Below are 20,742 nucleotides of genomic sequence, written 5' to 3' on the forward strand. Positions count from 1 at the left end.
AGGGCCGGCCCCGACAAACCGGGACGGCCGGTCGATCTTCGGATCGACCGGCCGGTTCGTTCTCCGTGGACGCCGGTCAGGTGGTGACGACGGTGGCCGCGGCCCCGCCGCGGTCGAGCTCGGCGTCGTAGATGTGCACGACCACGTTCACCGAGGACCTGATCCACGTGTCACCGGGCGAGGTGACGCCCACCGGAATGCTCACGGTCTCCCCGCCGGTGCAGGGGAGCTGGACCGAGCCGACGCCCGACACGGCGGATTGCGTGGCCTGGACGGTGATCTTGACCCAGTCGAATATCGGGAGGCACCGGTAGGTGACGGAGACGTTCAGTGTCCGCCCGGCATCCGCGACGGTGGCGCCGTTGACGCCTATGGAGAGGCCTCCGGCGCTCGCGGGCGCGGCTGCGAGGACCGTGCTCGCCATGGCAAGGGCGGGGACGGCCAGGAAACGGGCGAACTTGGTACGGGTAGGTGCGCTCATGACAACCTTCTCTCCGGCAGTGGCAACGGACGGGATGGGGTGATCCAGGGGAGCTTCCGAGCCCCCCATGCTGCGGTTCGCCACTGACCCGGGAGCCAGAAGAGTTGTGGATGTCCGGAATGACACCGCGATGTGGCGTGGAGCCGCCCACAAGCTCAGGATGACTCGATGAACGTCCGTTGCTCGTCGGCGAGTTGATCACGGCATCAGACGGCCTGAGCCTCGATCGGTGCGGCCGACCTGGCGGCCTGCTCGATCTTCGCGAAGTAGGCCGCACGGGCTTGCCCGTCGATCTGCTTCGCGTGTTCGGGGCGCATGCCGGTCCGGCCGTCGAGGCTCTCGCGGAGGATGTCGGCGTGCCCGGCATGGCGGTTGGACTCGCCGAGGACATGGACCATGACGGCGAACAGGTTCGTGCCGGCATGAGGCTCCGGCCACCACGGCACGTGGCCCGGGGCGTCGAGGGGGAGTTCGTTGATCGTCGCGTCCGAGTGTTCCCATGTGCGCTGGTAGAACCCGGTGATCTGCTCGCGGGTCTCGTCCTCGGTCGCCCACAGATCGCCGCCGTCGGAGTCCTGCCACCGGGGCAGCGGTTCCGGGGAAGGGCGGTCGAAGACCTCGCCGAAGTACCTGGCCTCGACGGTGGCCACGTGTTTGACCAGGCCGAGGAGGTTGGTCCCGGTCGCTGTCAGAGGTCGGCGGGCGTCGTACTCGGAAAGGCCGTCGAGTTTCCAGAGCAGTGCCTCGCGGTCCCGCCGCAGTCGCCCGTGCAGGTTGTCCTTCGCGAATTCATCGATCATGCGCCATGAGGCTGCCATGGACTGCTCGTGGTCTCAAGATCCCGTACGCCCGGCAGCGCCGAGGCCTGGCCCTGGCCGCGGCCCTGACCTGCTGCAAGAAGCCCGCGAGACGTGCCACCTGAGACAATGTCCGTACATGCGGGACGGTCGCCGAACAGGCGGCGCGGAACGGCCGAGCTCGTCACCGTCATCGGCAAGCTCTCGGTCGACGACTCGGTCATCAACTACAGCGACACCTTCGTACTGGCGTACTTCGACAAGGCTCTCGCCATCACCCAGCAGATCTTCCGCACCGTCACGGCCTGAGACGACGCGCGACGGACGGTGAGCCGGTGGGGCCCGGCCCGCCCCGGCTACCCCCCCGCTGACGTACACCGTCAGCGGGAGCGACCTGCTGCCGCCCGTCTGACCCTGAGGGGAGCATCGGTGGGCGGGTGCGGAAACCGGGTGTCGGCGTGGCGATGAGTTTTCCGGCCCCGGACGGTCTACATCTCGACCGGGACGACCACCTCACCCCCCACCGGGAGCACAGACATGGGCCTCATCCAGATCGAACTGTTCGCGACCCTCGACCTCGTCGGGCAGGCGCCCGGCGGGCCCGACGAGGACCCGGAGGGGTTCCCGTACGGCGGCTGGCAGGCACCTCTGTTGAACGAGGTCACCGGCGCGCAGATCCTCGCCGCGTACGAGGGCACGGACGCCCTCCTGCTCGGCCGGCGGACGTACGACCTCTTCGCCTCCTACTGGCCGCAGCAGAAGGAGGGCGAGATCGCCGAACTCTTCAACCGCGTCCCGAAGTACGTGGCCTCCCGGGGTACCCCCGACCTCCCGTGGGCCGGATCCACGCTGCTCGGCCCGGACCTGGCCGGCGCGGTGCGCGCAGTCCGCGACCGGCACCGGAACGTGAAGGTCGTCGGGAGCCTGAACCTGGTGCAGACCCTCCTGCGAGAGAAGCTCTTCGACCGGCTCGACCTGTGGGTGCACCCCATCGTGCTCGGCGTCGGGAAGAAGGTCTTCGACGACGGCGCGGTGCCCACCAACCTCACGCTCCTCGAACCGCCGGTGGCGGGTGCGCAGGGCACCGTGTACCTGCGCTACGGGCTCGCCGACGGCACGCCGAGGACCGGCGACATGAGCCTGCCCGACCGGGGCCTCGGGCACGACGACGACGCCCGGTGACCCGGGATGGCCACCGTCTCCGTCAACGGGACCGCCCTGGGCGTCGAGTCGTTCGGTGACGTCGACGCGCCGCTCGTCCTGCTCGCGGGCGGGCCGACGATGCTCTCCTGGCCCGACGCGCTCTGCGAACGCCTCGCCGCCGGCGGGCGCCGCGCCGTGCGCTACGACCTGCGCGACAGCGGGGAGTCGACGACGACCGACCCGCGGGCACCCGGCTACACCCTGCGCGACCTCGCCGCCGACGCGGCGGCCCTCGCCCACGCGCTCGGCGGGGCGCCCGCGCACCTCGCCGGGACCGGCGTCGGCGGGATGGTCGCCCAGGTGGCCGCGCTCGACCACCCGGGCGCGTTCTCCGCGCTCACCCTGGTCAACACCCGCGCCGTCGCCCCCGGCCCGCCCGACGACGACCTCCCCGACCACGACCGGGCGACGATGAGCCGCCTGTTCGCCCGCCCCGCGCCCGACTGGAGCGACCGTACGGCGGTCGCGGAGTTCGCCGCCACCGGCGCGGAGATCCTCGGCGACGACCCGATCACGGCCCGCGCCGTCGCCGCGCGTATCTGGGACCGCACGCCCGGCACCGCGCCCCCGGTCCAGACGGCCAACCACCTGGGCACCGTGTTCGCCGGGCTGGACTGCAGACCCCGCTGGCGCGAGCGCCTGCCCGGGATCGGGGTATCCACCCTCGTCGTCCACGGCCGCCGCAACCGGTTCTTCCCCGTCGGCAACGGCGAGGCGATCGCGCGCGCCATCCCCGGGGCGCGACTGCTCGTCCTCGACGGGGGCGCCACCGCGATCCCCGACGCGGCGGTCGGCACGGTCGCCGAGGCGATGCTCGCGCTCGGATAGCGGATAGCGGATAGCGGGTAGCGGCGGCGGTTGGTGGGCGGTGCACCCGCGGAGCGGCTGCGCCAGGCGCGGGAGGGGAGCGGCGGGCCGATCGGCCGAGGCGGGCCGGAGGATCCGTACGGGCGCGCGTGGACGGCGGGCGCCGGAGCGATCATCCCGGACGGAACGGCGGGATGACGGCCCGTCGGGGGTGTTAGAACCGTCGACGGCTGTGAAGGCCCACCCGCGAACACCGCCCTTCGTACCGTGCGACTTGGGCGGCCCGCCCGTGGGTCGTGGCTCCCCGGCTGATCTCGGGTGGCGGCCAGTGCCGCACGTGAAAGAGGTGATCCGGTCGGCGATGGCGTGGATGCCGTCGCCGACCGGATCGCCTCAGGGGGCCGTGCTCAGTGCGGGTGCGGTCAGAAGATGAGCTTCCAGCCGTCGAGGTGGCCGGAGTCGCCGCGGTACGTGTCCTGCATCCGGAGGCGCCAGGTGCCCTTGGCGGGCTGGGCGGAGGCGTCCACCGTGTAGGTCTCGATGACGTTCTCGCCCGAGTCGCTGAAGCTGCCCTTCTTCAGCGAGTACACCGTGCCGTCCGGGCCGACCAGGTCGATGACCAGGTCGCCGCGCCAGGTGTGCTTGATGTCCACGCTCACCTTGAGGTCGCTCGGCGCCTGGCCCTGGAGCCGGTCGACGACGATGTCGGAGAAGACCGCCGGGCCGCCGTCCGGGATCGGCAGGGAGGTGCTGTTCGCGAAGATGCCCGGGGAGACCCGCCAGGTGAACGTCGTCGACGTCCTGCCGCGGTGGGAGCTCTGGGCGGTGACGGTGACCGTGTAGGTGCCCGGGAGGGCCGGGACGCCGGTGACGCGGCCGGTGACCGGGTGGAGCGTCAGGCCCAGGGGGAGGCCGGTCGCGTGGTAGGTGACGATGCCGGGGTTGAGGTTCGAGGCCTCGACCCCGAGGTCGGCGGAGGTGCCGATCGCGGTGATCTGGTTGGCGACGGGCTCCAGCAGGAGGCCGTCGACGACGCGCGGGCCGACGTTGATGGCCGCCCAGGCGTTGGCGGTGTTCTGGTACGTCGTGCTGTTCTTCCCGTACAGGTCGGCGGCGGCCTGGAGGGTGGCGGTGCGGGCGGCCGCGTAGTTGGTCGACGAGGTCATGTAGGTGGTGAGCGCCCGGTACCAGATCTTGGCCGCCGCGTCCCGGCCGATGCCGGTCACCGGCAGCCCGTCGGAGGTCGGGGAGTCGTAGGCCACGCCGTTGACGGTCTTGGCGCCGCTGCCCTCGGAGGCCAGGTAGAACCAGTGGTTGGCCGGGCCGGAGGAGTAGTGGACGTCGACGGAGCCGACGTCGGCCGACCAGTAGTCCCTGGAGCGGCCGTCCTTGGAGGGCTTGTCCATGTAGCGCAGCGGGCTGCCGTCGCCCCGGATGTCGATCTTCTCGCCGACCAGGTAGTCGCCCTTGTCCTCGGGGTTGTCGGCCCAGAACTCGATCGCGGCGGCCATGATGTCGGAGGTGGCCTCGTTGAGGCCGCCGGACTCGCCGCTGTAGACCAGCTTCGCGGTGGCGGAGGTGACGCCGTGGGTCATCTCGTGGGCGCCGACGTCGATGGAGGTCAGCGGCTTGACGTTGCCCGCGCCGTCGCCGTAGGTCATGCAGAAGCAGGCGTCGGACCAGAACGCGTTGACGTAGTTCTTGCCGTAGTGGACCCGGGTGTAGGCGCCGACGCCGTCGTCCTTGATGCCGTTGCGGCCGTGGACGTTCTTGTAGTAGTCCCAGGTGAGTTGGGCGCCGTAGGCGGCGTCGACGGCCGCGGTCTGCCGGTTGGCGACGGTGCCGTCGCCCCAGGTGTCGGTCGGGTTGGTGAACAGCGTCCTGGTGCCGCTGGTGCCGTTCAGGTCGTAGGTGCTGTGGCCGCCGCGGGTGTTGTCGGTCATCGCGAAGCCGCCGGCGACCGCCGAGGTGCCGATGGTGACCTGGCCCGAGTACTTGCTGGTGCCGACGCCGGTCTCGATGCCCTGGTACTCGAAGATCTTCTTGCCCGTGTCGGCGTCGGTGATGACGTGCAGTTCGGACGGCGTGCCGTCCTCCTGCGTACCGGTGACCACCGTCTCCCAGGCGAGCCGCGGGGTGCCGGACGCGGCCCAGACCACCTTGCGGGCGTCGTCGGCCGCCGCCTCCGTGACCTTCGCGCTCCCGGCGCTGTCGAGCGCGAGGCCCTTCGCCGCGTCGGCGCTCTCCTTGGGGGTGGTGTCGACGGCGATGTCCGCCTCGGTGGCCTTGGTGACGCCCCTGGTGGAGCCGTCGGGGGCGGTGTGGACGACCAGGTCGCCGCCGAGCACGGGGAGTCCGTCGAAGGTCCGCTCGTAGCGGGTGTGCAGGCTGCCGTCCGCGTCCTTGGTGACGCCCTTGACGACCAGCGCCTCCTTCGCGTCCAGGTTCAGCGACCTCGCGGTCTTCGCCAGGGACGCGTCCGCGGAGGCCAGCAGCTCGCCGCGCTGCTCGGGCGACAGCTGCACCGGCATCGCGCCGGCGAAGGCCTGGACCCCGGCGGGGGCCTCGGCGGGAGTCCCGGCAGGAGTGTCGGCGGCGGCGACGCCGGGCGTCAGAGCGGCCACGACCATCGCGGCGCCGACTAGCAACGCGCCTGCGGCGGTGGACTTTCGGGGGGATCGAGTCACACGGAACTCCTTCTGCGACGGCCCGGGTTCGGGGGCCGGAGTCAGCCGGGCGGCCTGGGGTGACGCCGCCCGGTAGAGCTGGTGGTTCGAATGAGATGGGAAGGAACAGTGTCATTTTTGGTCTGAACGCGTCACCCTTTGTGCAACAAGTTGGCCGAATACCTTCGCCAATGACGTAATGGGGAGGTAATTCTTCGCCAGAAGGTGGGCAATGCGGGGGGAAAACCGCTGCACCGCGCTGTCGTGGGTACCGGCACGGCGCCGTGGCAGACTCGGCCCATGACGATCTCCCTGCCCGAGCCCGACCAGCAACTCTCCGACCCCAGTGAGCTGTTGCTCGACTACCTCGACTACTACCGCTCCGTGATCGGTGCCAAGACCGAGGGGATGTCCGACGCGGAGCTGCGCGCCAGCCGGCTCCCCTCCGGATGGACCATGCTCGAACTGCTGAAGCACCTCGTCCACATGGAGCAGCGCTGGCTGCGCTGGGGCTTCCGCGCCGAGCAGGTCCCGGCGCCCTGGGGCGACCGGGGCCCGGAGGACCGCTGGTACGTCGGACCGGAGGAAACGGCCGCCGAACTCCTCGCCGCGCTGCACGCGGGCGGCGAGCACACCCGGGCCGTCGTGTCGGGCACGCCCCTGTCCACCGTCGCCGCACCCGGCGGCCGCTTCCCCGACGACGGCACCCCGCGGCCCACCCTGGGCTGGATCCTGTTCCACGTCCTCCAGGAGTACGCCCGCCACGCGGGGCACCTGGACATCGTCCGCGAGCTCACCGACGGCGCCACCGGCTGACAGTCGCAGCCGGCGGGCGGGGTGCGCCCGCCGGCTCAGCCGGCCAGGTGGGCGAGCAGCGCGTCGCCCGCCGGGTAGAGGCGTTCGGCGGGGAGGAGCTGCCGGGCGGCCTCCAACTCCCCCTCCCGCACCCGGTCGTGGACCGCGTGCGCGAGCGCGGTGACATCCTCGACCGCGACGATCCACTCCTCCGCGTACCGCGCGGCCGCCTCCCCGGTCAGGCCGAGCTGGAGCGACCGGTGGGGCAGCGGCCGAAGGTGCAGATCGCGCTCCGGATCCCACTGCACCCGCGCCGGGGACCTCTTCAACCGGCGCTGCCAGGAGGCCCGGTCGGGGTGCAGCCCGCGCTCGTAGTGGGACAGGCAGCTGTTCCGCAGCGCCCATTCGAAGCCCTCGCGGGTGATGTCGACCGCCAGCACGGTCTCCTGGCCCTCCTTCCTCGCCCACCCGCAGCGGTACATCATCCAGAGGAACGACGGCTTGATCCACGTCATCCGGTCCCGCTTCCACGCCGCGGGGAAGTGGCCGTCCCGAGCGGCGGGCAGCCCGATCTCCGGCGCGTACGCCTGGTAGACGGTCACCGTCGAGTCGGTGTGGAGGGCACGGATCTGGTGCTTCGGTTCTGACACGGTGACCAGGGTCGGCCTTCAACGCACCTCGCGCCAGCGATTTTCCCAGCTCGGCGGGGGTGTGTGCCCGTCAACCGCCCGCCGCGTACGGCCAGTTCGCAAACTGATCTCTGGACGCAACCGGTTTGTCATGCAAACCTGGTCCTCATGGCGACTCAACCCGTTCAGCCCTCAAGCGACCCCCGGCACCTCCTGGCAGCGACCGGCGCCGTGATCCAGCGCGTCCGCCGTGAGCAACGCGGCGCGTGGTTCCCGCTCCTGGCCTTCGCCGCCGTGAGGTTCGGCGCGATACCGGTCGTGCGGTACGGCCAGGGCCCCTGCGACGTGCCCGGCGGTGAATCGGGAGGACTCTGCGTCAACTCCCTTCCCCCTGCCATGTGGTACTGGCCGGTGACGCTGCTGCTCGCCTACGCCGCGATCAGCTGGTTCTACCTCCGCCGGTCCGCCCGGCTCGGCCTGGGCACCCGGATCCGGCCGTACCTGGTGCTGGGCGTCGTCCTCGCCCTGCTCATGGCCGCCGACCAGGCCTGGACGGCGTCCCACCCGGGCTTCCTCGCCGACCTCTACGGGCAGCCGGGCCCGCTCTCCGCGGTTGCCGACACGCTGATGAGCCCGGCCGGCACGATCGGGCTGGCGCTGCTGCTGCTCGCCTGGATCGAGCGCAGCCGGCCGCTCCTCGCCGTGACCTGCGGATACCTGATCGCCATGCTCTCCTCCGACGACCTTCCCGGCCTGTCCCCGTGGTCCTTCCTCCCCGGCGTGCTGCTGCAGGGCGGCGTGCTGCTGGTCGGCGGGATCGCCCTCGCCCTGCTGCACCACCGGGCCCAGGGACGGTCGGCCGAATGACCGAGCACCCCACCAGCGGCCTCGACGACGTCGTCCACCAGCGCGTCCGCCTGGGCATCCTCGCGGTCGCCAAGGAGGCCCGGCGGGTGGAGTTCACCTTCCTGCGGACCACCCTCGGCCTCACCGCCGGCAACCTCTCCCAGCACCTCGGCGTCCTGGAGAAGGCCGGCCTGGTCACGATCGACAAGGGCTACGAGGGCAAGCGCGCCCGCACCTGGATCCAGCTCACCAAGGCCGGCAAGAAGGCCCTGCACGACGAGATCGCGGCACTCCGGAGCCTGATCCACCGCCTCGAAGGAGCCGAGGAACCCGACGGGGGAGCCACCGGGACGACCGACCCCGGCCCCTCGGCCGCCCCGGCGCCCCACTGAGATCACCCCGGAGGACCTCCGGACATGCCGCAGGGCGGCAGCACCGGCCGAACCGGTGCTGCCGCCCTGTGTGTTCCCGTCCGGTCAGCCGAGCGGGGTCAGCTCCACCTCGTAGCGGTAGAGCCGGTCGTTCACCCAGCACGCCAGGTCGGCGCCGGCGGTGTGCCGGGCGAGTTCGGCGAGCAGGCGCTCGGTGAACTCGCCCAGCTGCCGGGCGTCGACCGCGGCGGCGCCGGAGCGGGCCCCGGCGGCGAAGGGGAGTTCCTCCGCACGGGACGACACGGTGTAGGCCACCGAGTTGCCCGTCTCCTCAGCCGGTACGACGTGCCGGCCGGGCTCGTCCTCGGTGAAGACCAGCCCGGTGCCCGAGGCGGCGCGGTTGGCCGCCTCGACCAGGGAGAAGCCCGGTGCGGTCAGCGGAGCCTCGCTCCCGAGCCGCAGGTCGACCGTACCCTCCGACAGCTCCCGCAGATCGACGCGGTAGCTGTAGGCCTCATCGACCTCGAACACCGACTCCGCCTCCGGCCACGCGGTGTGCAGCTTGGCGACCAGAAACCGGCAGAACGCTCGCAGGGAACCGATGCTGTCGTCGGTCTCCTCGGTCGTCCAGTAGATGGACACGTGGATGAAGCAGTCATAGTCACGCTCCCGACCACTGGACGGCCCGTCGAAGGCAGCCCCGGCGAGGTCACCGGGCTTGGTACTCAGGCGGAAACGGAACTTCGATCCGTCCGCGCCCACGGTGTGGTGCCACGGAGCAGTGAGCGGGTCGGTGGTCGGTGCGAGGACGTCGGCGATCTCCTGAGCGGTGAGAGCGGGCCCGGTCGGTCGTCTCACCAGGATGGCGGCATCGGTCGACATGGTTCAGCACCCGTGGCCCTTGCACTTGTAGTCGCCACCGATCCTACCGTTGATGGTCCAGCCCCCCGGGTCTCCGGCTGCCCAGATGTGGTACTCCTGGAAGTCCGAACTTTCGTTCCGTAGGTATTCGTTCAGGCTTGACATGGCCGTCTTGGCGGAATAGTTGTCCGGCATACGGATGTACGTACGCACCGCACCCTTGCCGTTGGATTTCGACATGTTGTGGCGGACGGCATTGTCCCCGGGCTTGGTCTGCTTGAACTCGGACGGTACCCCGTCGACCCAGGCGTCGAAGCCCTTTCCGTCCCGTCCGCCCGTGTCGAGGGGCGCCTTGACGTGGGCGCCGCTCCGGGCCAGTTCGAAAGCTATCGCGTACTCGCTGTTGCTGAGCGACAGGGTGGTGAGATTGCTCCCCTTCTTGGTCAGCGTCTTGAACCGCTTCTCATCGAAGGGGGTGTCGGACTCGTCGATCCGGCCGGCGATGTCCTCGACGTAGTTCCGGTCGACGATGTCCTGAGCCAGGTTGGCCCACTGGCAGCCGTCCCGGGCCGAGCGGTGGCAGTACTTCTTGTTGATCTCCCGGATCTTCTCCAGGTACTCGCCGATGATCGGGTTGTCCGGCTGCATCAGCCAGGCCACCCGGGCCTCGTGCCACTTCTTGCGGTTCTCCGGGGTACCTGCGGTGGTCTTGGTCGGGGACGGCGATCCGCCACCGCCACCGCCACCGCCGCCACGGGTACTGGGAACCTCGTCGTCGTCACCGTCGTCGGTGCAGTTGGTGACGCACTGATTGCCCATGGTCGGCTCGTGGAAGGCGCCGTTCATGCCGACCCAGCCGTGCAGTGCCATGTCGTTGCCGGAGCAGTCGTCGGCGCACATCTTGCGACCGTCGGGGTCGCTGGTGCTGGTCGGGTTGCCGCCCGAGTAGGCGTACCCGTTCAGCTCCTTGGGGCTGGCCGGGTCGAACACCGGGTCGATGCTGAGGAACCGGCCCAGGGACGGGTCGTAGTCACGCGCTCCGAGGTGGACCAGCCCGGTGGGCTCGGTGACACCGCCCAGGAAGCCGTGGCTGCCCGACCAGGTGGCCGGCGCCGCGCCGCGCTGCTCGCCGTACGGCGTGGTCCGCTTCTGGGCGACGGCGCCGGTGGACGCGTCGACGTTCAGCTCGGCGGTGGAGTGGTGGTCGGCGACCTGGAAGGCGACCTTGTTGTCGTCGGTCCGGACGGCCGAGGCCTGCCCCAGCGAGTAGTACCTGGTGGCGACGGGCTTGGCCGCGCCCTTGGTCAGGGTCAGCTCGGTGGTTCCGAGGTAGAGCGTCCAGTTCTCGGCGCCCGGGTTGGCGCTGTCCAGGACGTGCGAGGTCAGCCGGCTGCCGCTGGGGTCGTAGAGGTACTCCGTCGTCTTCGTGCTGGTGACGGGCCCGTTCTTGACGGTGTCGACGACCTTGCCGAGCTTGCCCTCGGCGTCCCAGGTCAGCGCCTGGTCGCTGGTGGCTCCGGCGGTGAGGTCCCGGTGGCGGGCGATGGTGTTGCCCGCCGGGTCGTAGCCGGCGGTCTCGGCGAGGACGCCGGCGCCGCTGGTGCCCTTCAGGGTGTGGGGCTGGGCGGCCGTCGGGCCGGGGTAGCTGTACTTGGTGGTGACGTCCTTGGCGGGGTCTCCGGTGGTGTCGTGCCGGGTCTGGGTGTCCCGGGTGCTGTCGGGGTTGAACTGCCAGCTCGTCCAGTACGGGGCCGGGCCGCCGAGCGCCTTGGCGTCGGGTGTGGCCGGGCAGCCGGTGCCGCTCGGGGTGAACGCCTCGGTGAGCCGGGCCAGGTAGTCGTACTGGAAGCACTGCCGGTCGGTGCCGGCGCGCGAGGTGTCGGTGATCGACGTGACGTTGCCGACCTGGTCGTAGGTGTAGGCGGCCGCGCGCAGCGGGCTCGCCACGCCGTACTGGTCGGTGCGGCTGGACGCCAGCCGCTGGGTGCCCCACTCGTAGGCGTTGGTGAGGTAGAGCTGCTTGTTCGCCGTCCCGTCGGACAGCGTGCTCTGCAGCGGCTTGCTGGTCAGGCTGTAGGTCTGGTTGGTGAGGTAGCTGCTCAGACCCTGGGCCGTGGTCATCCGGGTGAGGGCGTCGTAGCCGAAGGCCACCGACTCGGCGGCGAGGTTGCCGGCCGCCGGGTAGCTGATGCTCTGCTGCTTGCCGTCGAGCCGGTAGATCGTGCCGCTGACGTAGTTCCCGGCGAGGGCCTCCTGGCCGGGGACGGACGGCACATTGAGCGTGCTGCGGGTCGGGCGGCCCAGCGCGTCGTACAGCGACCAGGTGGTCGTGTACGGGTAGGTGGTGCCGCCGACGGTCGCGTACCGGGTCGCCGAGGAGATCAGGCCCTTGTTGCCGGACGGGTCCCAGGTCTGCGAGGTGAGCAGCGGGCCCGACACGGAGCCGGAGCGCAGCTCGGTCTGCCGGTCGAGGTTGTCGTAGGTGTACGCCAGGGTCTGGTTGTTGCCGTCCCGGCTGGTGGCCAGCCGGCCGCGGTCGTCGTAGGTCTTGACCGAGGTGCCGGAGTCGGGGTCGACGGTCTTGACCTGACGGCCCTGCTGGTCGTACGTCCAGTTCCACTGCGTCCCGTACTGGTCCGTCAGCTGGGTGGTGTGTCCGGCCGGGTCGTAGCCGTACCGGATGGTGTCGTAGGCGCCGCCGGGGGAGCCCCCGCGGTACTGGCGGATCTCGCTGGTCCGGCCGCGGGCGTCGGTGATGGTCGTCGCCGGCGTGCCGCCGGTGGGCGGGGTGACGGTGACCCGGTCGCCGCCGTACTCGGTGAGCGTGGTGGCGATCGGGGTGCCGACGCCGTTGCCCGCCAGGGTGGTGGACTTGACGACGCGGCCGAGGCCGTCGAAGGCGACGGCGGTCTGGGTCTCGACGCCGGTGGCGTCCTCGACCTTGAACAGGGTGCCGGAGGCCGCGCCGGTCGCGTAGTAGCCGGCGTAGGCGAGTGCGGCCTGCCCCTGCTCGTCGTAGAAGGTGTCGGTCAGGACCCGGCCGCCGTTGTCCCCGGGGGACTGGGTCTGACGGGCCCGACCGAGACCGTCGTACAGGGTGTACGCGGTGGCCTGGGAGCCGTCGGCGTTGAGCGCCTTGGTGGAGACGACGCGGATCTGGCCGTCGTTGTCGGTGTAGCCGAACTCGTGGTTCGGGGTCTGGCCGGTCGACTTGGAGCGGTTCGGCAGCCAGACCTTGAGGGTGCGGCCGAGCGCGTCGTACTGGGAGTCGGTGCGGCGGTTGTTGGCGTCGACGGTGTCGACGGTCTGGCCGCGCAGCAGGTCGAGGTCGGCGACGGAGACCATGGCGGTGGCGGGGTTGCCCGCGACCACCGGAGGCCCGGTCGTGGTGACCTTGGTCGGCCGGCCGTTCGCCGGGGCGAAGCCGGTGGTGGTGGTCTGCGCCAGCGGGCTGGCCGTGGTCACCGGTCCCGTGGCGCCCGTGGTGTCGAACACCGTGGTGGACGCCAGCTTGGTGGTGCTGTCGGCACGGCCGTAGGCGTCGTAGTGGGTCGTCCCGTCCAGGTAGGTGGCGCGGTTGCCGGAGCGGGACTTCAGGGTGTGCACGGTGGTGGCGTCGCCCTTGACGGGAGCCGCGCCGTAGGCCTGGCCGTCGTAGCGGGTGCGGATGTCCGACAGCACCGCGGAGGTGCCGTCCGCCTGGGTGTCGCGGTTCACGGCCGCCGAGCAGTTGGCGGCGACCATCTCGATCTGGATGCTGCCGGTGAGGATCCAGGCCGCGGTGTTGTCCGCGTAGGTCGTGCGGGTGCACGTGTCGTCGGTGCCGACCGCGACGTCGCCCAGGTCCTCGGTCTGCGTCGTACGGCCGTAGCCGTCGAACGAGGTCGCGGTGCGGGTCTCGCGCCAGGAGCTTCCGGCGCCCTTGTCGAGCGAGGTGAAGGACCGGGTCGCCTGGGTGCCGGTGAGGTTGGCGGTGGTGGTGCCCCAGTCGTTGGAGCGCTTGGCGGTCTCCTTCTTCCACGGGGTGCTGACGGACTTGGAGAGGATCACGCCGCCGGGCTTGTCGTACTGCTCGCTGCGGTACTCGTAGCCGGCCCAGGCCTGGTCGTCGGTCAGGACGGTGCCCTGGCCGTCGTCCACGGTGACGCCGCGCTTGCTGTTCTTGTCACCGGGGTTGTCGCGGTCCTGGTCCATGCCGCGCAGGAAGTAGTGGTCGGCCTGGGTGGTCATGCCGGTGACGCCGCCGGTCTCGACCCGGGCGTGGGCGTAGCCGCGCCACTGGGACCAGGTCTTGAGCTTGGCCGGGGTCAGGCCGTCCTCGTCGTCGAAGTGCCAGGCGGCGTCGCCGAGGTAGCTGTAGTGGGTGACCATGTCGGGCGCGCCGCCGGTGCGGTCGGTGGCGATGACCGCTTCGACGACGTACTTGTTGAACCACTCCGTGGTCACCGGCACGTCGTTGGACGGCTGGTACATCTGCGGGAAGCAGCGGGTGGTGTTGGACTGCGGCGTGGGCAGGGCGTTCCAGTCGCAGGCCGCGGCCGAGTAGTTGACGTCGAGCTGGCCGCCCTGCTCGTCGGTGACGGTGCCCAGGCGCTGCTTGATGAACGGCATGCGGCCGTCACCGACCTTGTCGAGCCGGTTCGCCAGCTGCTTGTAGGCGAAGCCGGTCTTCGGCAGGGTGATCGCCGGGGCGGCGGACGACCCGGTGTGCTGGATGGAGTCCAGCAGCAGCTGGTAGTCGAAGTCGGCGGTGCCCCACTTGTGGTTCAGGGTCCACGTGTCGACCGCGGCGTAGTTCCCGTCGGCCTGGAGCGTCCTGGCGGTGACGGAGGTCAGCCGGGTCCGGGTGAAGTAGGTCGGCGAGGACTGGCCGGTGCAGTCGGTGCCGTCCTTGCAGTTCTGGTCCCACGGGGTGTCGTACCAGTACTGCCGGTTGGCGTCGATCTTCGCCGGGTCGCAGAGCGCGGCGTTGGACTCCAGGCAGCGCTCGGCGGTGCCGAAGTCGACCCGGCCCATCGGCTTGACGGTGGCCGAGTGGATGTCCTGCTGCTGCTGGCCGTACTCGATGTGGTCCAGACGGCCGCCCCGGATGTAGGGGGTGCGGTCGGAGGCCTTCAGGTTGCGGCCGTAGTTGTTGGTCTCGGGGGTGTACCAGTAGGTGATGTCGTTGCCGTGGGCGTCGACCACCAGGTCCAGGTTCCACCGCCAGCCCTGCTGGCACCAGGAGGACGCGAAGTCGGCGCCGTTGCACGGCTCGCCCGCGTTGTTGCCGTACACCGGCACGGTGTAGACGGACTTGGTCTCCGGCTTGCCCGCCGACCAGTTCGGCAGGCGGTTGTAGCCGAAGTAGTAGTTCGTGCCGTCGGCGGTGGTGGCGCGGAAGTACTCGCCGTCGTTGTCGCCGTTGCCCCGGCCGGTGTCGCGCAGGCGGGTGACCTTGGTGTTGTCGTCGCCCTTGATCCGCCACTCGTCGCCGGAGACCGGGATCAGCTCGCCGGAGTGGCCGCCGAAGCTGATGGTGCCGTTGTCGGTGCCCCAGCACAGGTCGCCCGGGCTGTTGGTGCCGGTCTTGGGCGCGCCGTCGTCCGCGCAGGCCTTGTAGCTGCGCTCGACGAAGCCGGGGGAGAGCTCGAAGCCGTCGCCGGCCCAGGAGGCCTGGTTGTTGCTGTTGGCCGTCCGGCCGTCGATCGCGCCGGAGTTGTAGGACAGGCCGATCTTCGGGGTCAGCCCGCCGGGCATCGTGGTCAGCGGCATGTCGTACGACCAGCTGAACGACCCGCTGTTCAGCGAGGTCGACCAGGAGGACGCCGGGGTCAGCGGCGTGGCCTTGTAGTCACCGCTCGGCCCGGCGCTGCCGGCCGTGGCGGCCAGCACCATCGCGCCCGGCGCGGACGCCAGCCGCATCGACCCGGCCGGGGCCGTGGTCAGGGAGTCCGCGGCGACGGTCTGCTTCGCCACGTCGTTGCCGCCCGGCAGCGGGGTCTGCACCCGGCACTCGGGCAGGTCGGGCGTGGTCAGCGCGCACTCGGGCAGGCGGACCAGCTTCAGCCGGGAGCCGAAGCCGGAGCCGGCGGCCTGGGCGAAGGACGAGTAGTCGACGGCCAGGCCGCTGTTCTCGTCGGCGCCGGAGACGGTCAGCAGCAGGCCGTTGATCCCGGCCTTGGCGGCGGCGTCCTGGCCGAGCAGCTCGACCTTGGCCTTGCCCGCCGCGCCGGCGGAGGAGAGGGCGACGGGCAGCTTGCCGGCCTTGACGGCCTTGCCCTTCTCGCCGGGGACGTCGAGGGTGGCGCTGCCCGCGCCGGGCAGGGCGCCGTGCTTGCCGTCGACCGTGCTGACGGTGGTGTCGGCCTTGCGGCCCTTGGCCTTCGCGTCCGAGCCCTTGACCGGCTTCTCGGGCGAGACCGCCGAGGGCTTGGTGTACGGTTCCGCGGCCGCCGCGACGGCGGCCAGCGGCAGTGCCGGCAGCAGCGACCCGACCAGCGTGCCCGCGATGATCGCGGACACTCTGGTGCGGGTCGGCCTCGGCACCGACCTCTTCCTGCTCATGTGGGGAACAACTCCTCAGGGGAAAACGGGTGTGACGGACCGTGGGCCGGGCGGCAGGAAGCCGCCCGGCCCACGGAAGGTTGGGGAATCAGACGCCGGTGGAGGTGCCCAGCTCGACGTTGTAGTCGGCCAGCTTGGCGATCTGCGCGGGGCTCAGCACGCCCTGGTACAGCCAGACGTCGTCCAGCTCACCGGAGAAGTACTCGCCCCAGGCGCCGGACGCCTTGGTGCGGCCGAACTGCACGCCGCCGCCCGCCTCGTAGGGCTGCGGAGCGCCCGTCCAGGAGATGTGCGGGGTGCAGGTCTTGTCACCGTCCGCGCAGCCCTGGTTCTCGACCTGGCCGTTGACGTACAGGGCGAGCCGGTCCGCGAAGGCGTCGTAGCTGACCGCCAGGTGCGTCCAGTTCTCCATGACGGAGGTGGCCGGAGTGTGGGTCGTCAGGGTGCGCGCCGCGCCGTTGGCGTCGGAGTCGCGGACCTCGGCCTGCCACTGACCGGTCGGCTGGCCGTTGGCGTCGTTGCCCAGGGGGTGCCAGCGCAGGGTGACCGCGCTGTTGTTGGCGCCGGCCACGGAGAGCACCGTCATGTCCCGGGTCGGGACGCCCGCCGTGTTCGCCCAGCCGGCCAGGGTGAAGCTCTGGCCGGTGTGCAGCGGGACGGAGCCGGTGGCCGCGTAGCCGGTGGAGCCGTTCAGCAGCAGGGTGCCGGGGGTCTGGAACAGGCCGCCGTCGGCCTTGATCGAGGCGCCGCCGCCGAGCTGGGCGCCGGCCTTGGCCGGGCCCTCGTCGGGGGTGACGGCCGGGGCATCGGCCGGGGTGCTGGTGGCGGTGTTGAGCTTCCAGCGGCCGGCCAGCTGCGGGCGCTGCTGGACCATGGCGCCGGCCTCGGGGCCGGTGACGACGCGGTCGTAGATCCGCACGTCGTCGATGTCGCCGCCGAAGAACTCGCCGTTGGCGCCCTCGCGGTTGACGGCGCCGATCTGGATCGGGCCGGGGTTGGCCCACGGCGCGTTCTGGGTGTAGTCGGACTGGCCGACGAGGAAGCCGTTGATGTAGAAGCGCAGCTTCTTCGCGGCGGTGTCGGAGACGCCCAGCAGGTGGGTCCACTCACCGGTGGTGCCGGTGAAGCACGGCACGCCGTTGATCTGGCTGCCCGCGGTGCAGGCGTCCTGCCAGGTGCGCACCAGGGTGTCGGTGGAGCTGTCCTCCTTGTAGCGCCCGAAGATCCAGCGGCCCCAGTAGGGCGAGTAGTACAGCGAGAACTCGTTGTTGTGCTGGCCGATCTGGGTGACCGCCATCTTCGGGGTGGTGTCGCCCGGCGTCGGCGCGGGCAGCTTCACCCACGCGGAGACCGAGAAGTCCCGGCTGCCGTCGACCTGCGGGCGGGTGCCGCGCAGGTAGTCGTCCGCGCCGTCCAGGTGGATCGCCTTGTCGGCGATGCCGGGGCGGCCGAGCGCGACGCCGTTGTAGGCGGTCAGGTTGTCGGTCTCGGTGGTGCCGACGGGCTTGGCGGAGCTGCCGTCCAGGTGCCAGACCGCCTTCGCGGGGCGGCCGGTGGCGAGCTGCTTGTCGGCGGCCGCGTCGGCGGCCTCGGCCTTGCTCAGGGAGCGGTCCCAGAGCCGGACCTCGTCGACCGAGCCCGTCCACGGGTCGGTCCAGTTGCCGTGCCACTTGGAGCGGCCGAACTCCAGCGGGCCACGCGCGTCCCAGGTGGCGGTGACGGCCACCGGGGTGCCGGGCACGCCGTTGACGTACAGGGTGCTGGTCCTGGCGGTCGGGTCGTAGACGCCGACCAGATGGGTCCACTGGCCGAGCACGACCGGGGTGTCCGAGCTCGCGGGCTCCAGGGTGTAGACGGCGTTGGTGTCCTGGGTGGAGGTCCACATCGTCCACTTGCCGTTCATCAGCCCGAGGGCGAAGCGGGCGGCCCAGTTGCCGTTCTCACTGACCGCGACCCGGTTGCGGGTGGTGTCGCCGGTGAGGTTGACCCAGGCGGAGACGGCGAAGCCGCGGGTGGTGTCCAGCACGTTGCCCTGGGTCTCGGCGTAGCCGTTGGCGGTGCCGTCGAGGGCGAGGCCCTCGGCGAGGTGGCCGGGGGCCCCCGCGGTGGCGCCGGAGCCGAGGGTCGCCTCGAAGCCGCCGCCGGTGCCGGTGACGCTGGTGCCGCTCGGGTCGTCCATCGACCAGCCGGTGCGCTGGGCCTGCCCGGTGAGCACGTTGAAGTAGTACGTCTCGGGCTGGGAGGCGTTGCCCGCGCCGTCGACGGCCCGGGCGGAGATGAAGTGGACGCCGGCGGTCTGCGGCTGGATGCGGACGGTCTGGCCGGCGCCGCCGCTGGTGGCGACCTCGTTCGCCGCGGACGGTGAGGTGTCCAGGCCCCACTGGTACTTGACCACGTCGGTGGCGGCGGACTTCAGGGTGAACTGGCCGCTCTTGCCGACGCCGTCGGTCCACGGGAGCGCCGCGGTGGCGTCCTTGGAGCCGGGGTAGGCGTCCGAGGTGATCGCCGGGCCGTCCGGTGCGGAGGTGTCGACGATGAAGTAGCAGCCGGTCGGGTCACCGTCGGAGGACCACGGCCCCCACTGCGCGCCGTCCCAGGCGCGGGCCTCCCAGTCGAGCTGGAGGTTCTTCGGCAGGTCGGTCGGCAGCGGCCAGGAGAAGATCGAGCCGGAGGCCTTGAAGGTGTTGCCCCCCGGCGCGGCGTCCTCCGAGCCGGTGGACCACCAGCGCCGGCGCAGGCCGGTGCCGTCGTCCCAGCCGACGGCGAACTGCACGCCGATGGCCTCGCCGTCCGGGTCGGTGGCCCGGGTGGTGACCTGCGGCATCTTGTTGATCTTGATGCCCGGGTACTGGCAGACCGAGCCCGGCGACATCGTCATGTCGGACATCGGGATCTGGTTCGGCCGCAGGTTGTAGTACACCTGCAGGTAGGCGTCGTCGGTGAAGCGCTTCCAGGCGAGGGTGTCGCCCTCGTTCTGGGCCTTCAGGCCGAAGGTGATGGTCGGCCAGCCCCAGTTGGCGGCGTCCTGGACGAGGTTCTTCACCGCGCCGGTCTCGCCGTACTCCAGCCAGCCGCCGGGGCAGTTGCCGCTCCAGCCCTTGGCGGTGTTGATGGTCTGCAGGTAGCGGCTCCAGAAGCCGGAGGCGTTCTGGGCGTTCCAGTTCAGGCCGGGGGAGATGTAGCCGGTGCTCCACAGCTCGACGGGCCGGGCGTCGCAGGAGTACGACCAGCTCTCGTAGGTGCCGAAGGTGGCGCCGAGGATCTGCTTGCCGACAAACGGGTTGGACACCTGGAAGAAGGCGCGCTTCACGTCGGTCGGCGCGCAGCGGGAGGTGTCGCCGCAGTAGCCGACGCCCCAGTCGTGGACGTAGCTGCTGTTGTACGTGAAGTGCCAGTACGCCTGGCTCGGGTAGGTGCGCGAGACGCCCGCCCAGTCGCCGGCGTGCGGGGTGTTCCACGCCGGGTCGATCATCACCGGGTAGACCGTGTCCGGGGCGTCCAGCATCGCCTGGTCGGGCGAGAGCAGCAGGGCGTCCTTGGGCAGCTCGACCTTGAGGCGGGTCATCTTGGCGCCCTCGCCGGGCAGGTCGCCGTAGCCGGCGACGGCCGGGTCGGTCGGCGCGGGAGCGGCGGGAGCGGCGGGGGCCGCGGCCTCGGCTTGCGGTGCCGCCTGCGGGGCGGCCTTGAACGCCTTCGGCGCGGCGGGTGCGGCGGGCGCGGCAGGTGCGGCGGGCGCGGCGGCCGGGGCACTCGGAGCGGGCGCGGCGCCGGCCGGCTTGGAGGAGTCCCACATCACCGGGACGGGCGCCTCGAAGACGGTGCCGCCGCCGGAGGGGTCCTTGGCCTTGAGGGTGCCGTCCGCCTCCTGGCTGACCGTCAGGCCGTTGCCCTGGAGGCCGAGCCGGAGCTGGTCCAGCTCGGGGTTCTTGGCGGCCTCGGCGGTGTGCACCACGATGACCTGGGTGAACCCGGTCTTGGTGGCGGACAGCCTCAGGTCGACGTCCGGCAGGATCGACGCGTACTCGGCGGTCGCGCCGTTGACGGTCGGCTTGGGCAGCGGCTTGGGCCAGCTGAGCTTCAGCTCCTTGCCGGCCCGGGCCATGGTGACCAGCGGTGCGGTGCCGCCGCCGGAGAACGTCAGGTCGGCGGTGGAGCCCTTGGGGGCGATCGCGCCGCCGGGCAGCGTCCGGAGGGTGGGGTCGAGGTCGACCCAGGCGCCGTTCTTGCGCACCCGCTTGGGCTGGACGTAGGTGGTGGTCTTCAGCTTGCCGTCGGGCTGGGCGACGGTGTCGCTGGTCTCGCCGCGCTTGGCGAGCACCTCGACCGGCTGGCCGGTGCGGGCGGCCTCCTGGACGGCCAGGGTCTCGGCGGTGTCCTGGGGCTCCGTCACGCCGGGGGGAGGTGTCCCTCCGGCGGCGGCGGCGGGCACCACCGCGGTCGCGGCGAGCGCGACCGCGGCGAGTGCCGCGGCGAGCATGCTGCCCGACCGTCTTGCTGCTGTTCTCACTGTGCGTAAGCTCCGACTTCCGGAATGTGGGCGAAGTTTGAGCGGATCTTTATGGACACCTAAAAGAGCTGTCAACGCTTCATCAGAAATGCATGAGAAAAGAGCCCTTGCTGCGGCCCTGTCAGACGGGGGGCAGCTCGGGTGAAAACGGATGAACCGACCACTCGGGTGTGAGGTAAATCACGCCCCAAAGGGCGGTCGCCGGCCTGCCTCCGAGGCACGTCCGGCGGTCG

The 20,742-nt window shown here is 71.1% G+C and carries 13 protein-coding genes; 6 read left to right on the forward strand and 7 right to left on the reverse strand.

Annotated elements, in window-relative coordinates:
* Positions 1–76: 76 nt before the first annotated feature.
* Positions 77–481, reverse strand: coding sequence for a hypothetical protein (locus tag ACWDD9_RS33695; protein ID WP_117486764.1), 405 nt, complete (start codon positions 479–481; stop codon positions 77–79).
* A 206-nt stretch (positions 482–687) separates the two neighbouring features.
* Complete coding sequence (locus tag ACWDD9_RS33700; RefSeq protein WP_449813700.1) at positions 688–1,281, reverse strand: DinB family protein; 594 nt, start codon at positions 1,279–1,281, stop codon at positions 688–690.
* 126 nt (positions 1,282–1,407) lie between these two features.
* On the opposite strand from ACWDD9_RS33700, the gene ACWDD9_RS33705 reads away from it, so the two are divergent.
* From ACWDD9_RS33705 to ACWDD9_RS33715, 3 genes are all read left to right on the forward strand, one after another.
* A complete protein-coding gene (locus tag ACWDD9_RS33705; protein ID WP_117486762.1) occupies positions 1,408–1,587 on the forward strand; it encodes a hypothetical protein in 180 nt (59 codons plus the stop codon).
* Between the two features lie 228 nt (positions 1,588–1,815).
* On the forward strand, positions 1,816–2,460 hold the full coding sequence (locus tag ACWDD9_RS33710) for a dihydrofolate reductase family protein (RefSeq protein ID WP_387972324.1): 645 nt from the start codon (positions 1,816–1,818) through the stop codon (positions 2,458–2,460).
* Positions 2,461–2,466: 6 nt separating this feature from the next.
* On the forward strand, positions 2,467–3,309 hold the full coding sequence (locus tag ACWDD9_RS33715) for an alpha/beta fold hydrolase (protein WP_449813701.1): 843 nt from the start codon (positions 2,467–2,469) through the stop codon (positions 3,307–3,309).
* Positions 3,310–3,710: 401 nt separating this feature from the next.
* Here ACWDD9_RS33715 and ACWDD9_RS33720 read toward each other — a convergent pair whose 3' ends face one another.
* Complete coding sequence (locus ACWDD9_RS33720; protein ID WP_181970787.1) at positions 3,711–5,918, reverse strand: M4 family metallopeptidase; 2,208 nt, start codon at positions 5,916–5,918, stop codon at positions 3,711–3,713.
* Positions 5,919–6,254: 336 nt separating this feature from the next.
* Here ACWDD9_RS33720 and ACWDD9_RS33725 point away from each other — a divergent pair, with 336 nt between their 5' ends.
* On the forward strand, positions 6,255–6,770 hold the full coding sequence (locus ACWDD9_RS33725; protein ID WP_074006049.1) for a DinB family protein: 516 nt from the start codon (positions 6,255–6,257) through the stop codon (positions 6,768–6,770).
* Between the two features lie 35 nt (positions 6,771–6,805).
* On the opposite strand, the gene ACWDD9_RS33730 is transcribed toward ACWDD9_RS33725, so the two are convergent.
* Positions 6,806–7,399 carry a DUF4291 domain-containing protein gene (locus tag ACWDD9_RS33730; protein WP_449813702.1) on the reverse strand — a complete coding sequence of 198 codons (594 nt, stop codon included), beginning with the start codon at positions 7,397–7,399 and terminating at the stop codon, positions 6,806–6,808.
* Positions 7,400–7,546: 147 nt separating this feature from the next.
* On the opposite strand from ACWDD9_RS33730, the gene ACWDD9_RS33735 reads away from it, so the two are divergent.
* The gene (locus tag ACWDD9_RS33735) at positions 7,547–8,245 is read left to right on the forward strand and encodes a hypothetical protein (RefSeq protein WP_449813703.1); all 699 of its coding nucleotides are present in this window, start codon (positions 7,547–7,549) and stop codon (positions 8,243–8,245) included.
* A complete protein-coding gene (locus ACWDD9_RS33740) occupies positions 8,242–8,616 on the forward strand; it encodes a winged helix-turn-helix domain-containing protein (protein WP_449813704.1) in 375 nt (124 codons plus the stop codon). Before ACWDD9_RS33735 ends, ACWDD9_RS33740 begins: the two co-directional genes overlap by 4 nt.
* Before the next feature lie 84 nt (positions 8,617–8,700).
* Here the strand turns inward: ACWDD9_RS33740 and ACWDD9_RS33745 are convergent, their stop codons facing one another.
* The 3 genes from ACWDD9_RS33745 to ACWDD9_RS33755 form a co-directional block, all read right to left on the reverse strand.
* Complete coding sequence (locus tag ACWDD9_RS33745; RefSeq protein ID WP_449813705.1) at positions 8,701–9,477, reverse strand: hypothetical protein; 777 nt, start codon at positions 9,475–9,477, stop codon at positions 8,701–8,703.
* Positions 9,478–9,480: 3 nt separating this feature from the next.
* A complete protein-coding gene (locus ACWDD9_RS33750; protein WP_449813706.1) occupies positions 9,481–16,002 on the reverse strand; it encodes an RHS repeat domain-containing protein in 6,522 nt (2,173 codons plus the stop codon).
* An 88-nt stretch (positions 16,003–16,090) separates the two neighbouring features.
* The gene (locus tag ACWDD9_RS33755; protein WP_449813707.1) at positions 16,091–20,479 is read right to left on the reverse strand and encodes a LamG-like jellyroll fold domain-containing protein; all 4,389 of its coding nucleotides are present in this window, start codon (positions 20,477–20,479) and stop codon (positions 16,091–16,093) included.
* Positions 20,480–20,742 lie beyond the last annotated feature (263 nt).

It is taken from the genome of Kitasatospora sp. NPDC001119, from assembly GCF_053598475.1.

Coding starts and splice junctions, on each gene's coding strand:
- ACWDD9_RS33705 (WP_117486762.1), top strand. CDS start 1,408: ATGTCCGTACATGCGGGACGGTCGCCGAACAGGCGGCGCGGAACGGCC.
- ACWDD9_RS33745 (WP_449813705.1), bottom strand. CDS start 9,477: ATGTCGACCGATGCCGCCATCCTGGTGAGACGACCGACCGGGCCCGCT.
- ACWDD9_RS33735 (WP_449813703.1), top strand. CDS start 7,547: ATGGCGACTCAACCCGTTCAGCCCTCAAGCGACCCCCGGCACCTCCTG.
- ACWDD9_RS33755 (WP_449813707.1), bottom strand. CDS start 20,479: ATGCTCGCCGCGGCACTCGCCGCGGTCGCGCTCGCCGCGACCGCGGTG.
- ACWDD9_RS33740 (WP_449813704.1), top strand. CDS start 8,242: ATGACCGAGCACCCCACCAGCGGCCTCGACGACGTCGTCCACCAGCGC.
- ACWDD9_RS33720 (WP_181970787.1), bottom strand. CDS start 5,918: ATGGTCGTGGCCGCTCTGACGCCCGGCGTCGCCGCCGCCGACACTCCT.
- ACWDD9_RS33750 (WP_449813706.1), bottom strand. CDS start 16,002: ATGAGCAGGAAGAGGTCGGTGCCGAGGCCGACCCGCACCAGAGTGTCC.
- ACWDD9_RS33695 (WP_117486764.1), bottom strand. CDS start 481: ATGAGCGCACCTACCCGTACCAAGTTCGCCCGTTTCCTGGCCGTCCCC.
- ACWDD9_RS33725 (WP_074006049.1), top strand. CDS start 6,255: ATGACGATCTCCCTGCCCGAGCCCGACCAGCAACTCTCCGACCCCAGT.
- ACWDD9_RS33700 (WP_449813700.1), bottom strand. CDS start 1,281: ATGATCGATGAATTCGCGAAGGACAACCTGCACGGGCGACTGCGGCGG.
- ACWDD9_RS33715 (WP_449813701.1), top strand. CDS start 2,467: ATGGCCACCGTCTCCGTCAACGGGACCGCCCTGGGCGTCGAGTCGTTC.
- ACWDD9_RS33710 (WP_387972324.1), top strand. CDS start 1,816: ATGGGCCTCATCCAGATCGAACTGTTCGCGACCCTCGACCTCGTCGGG.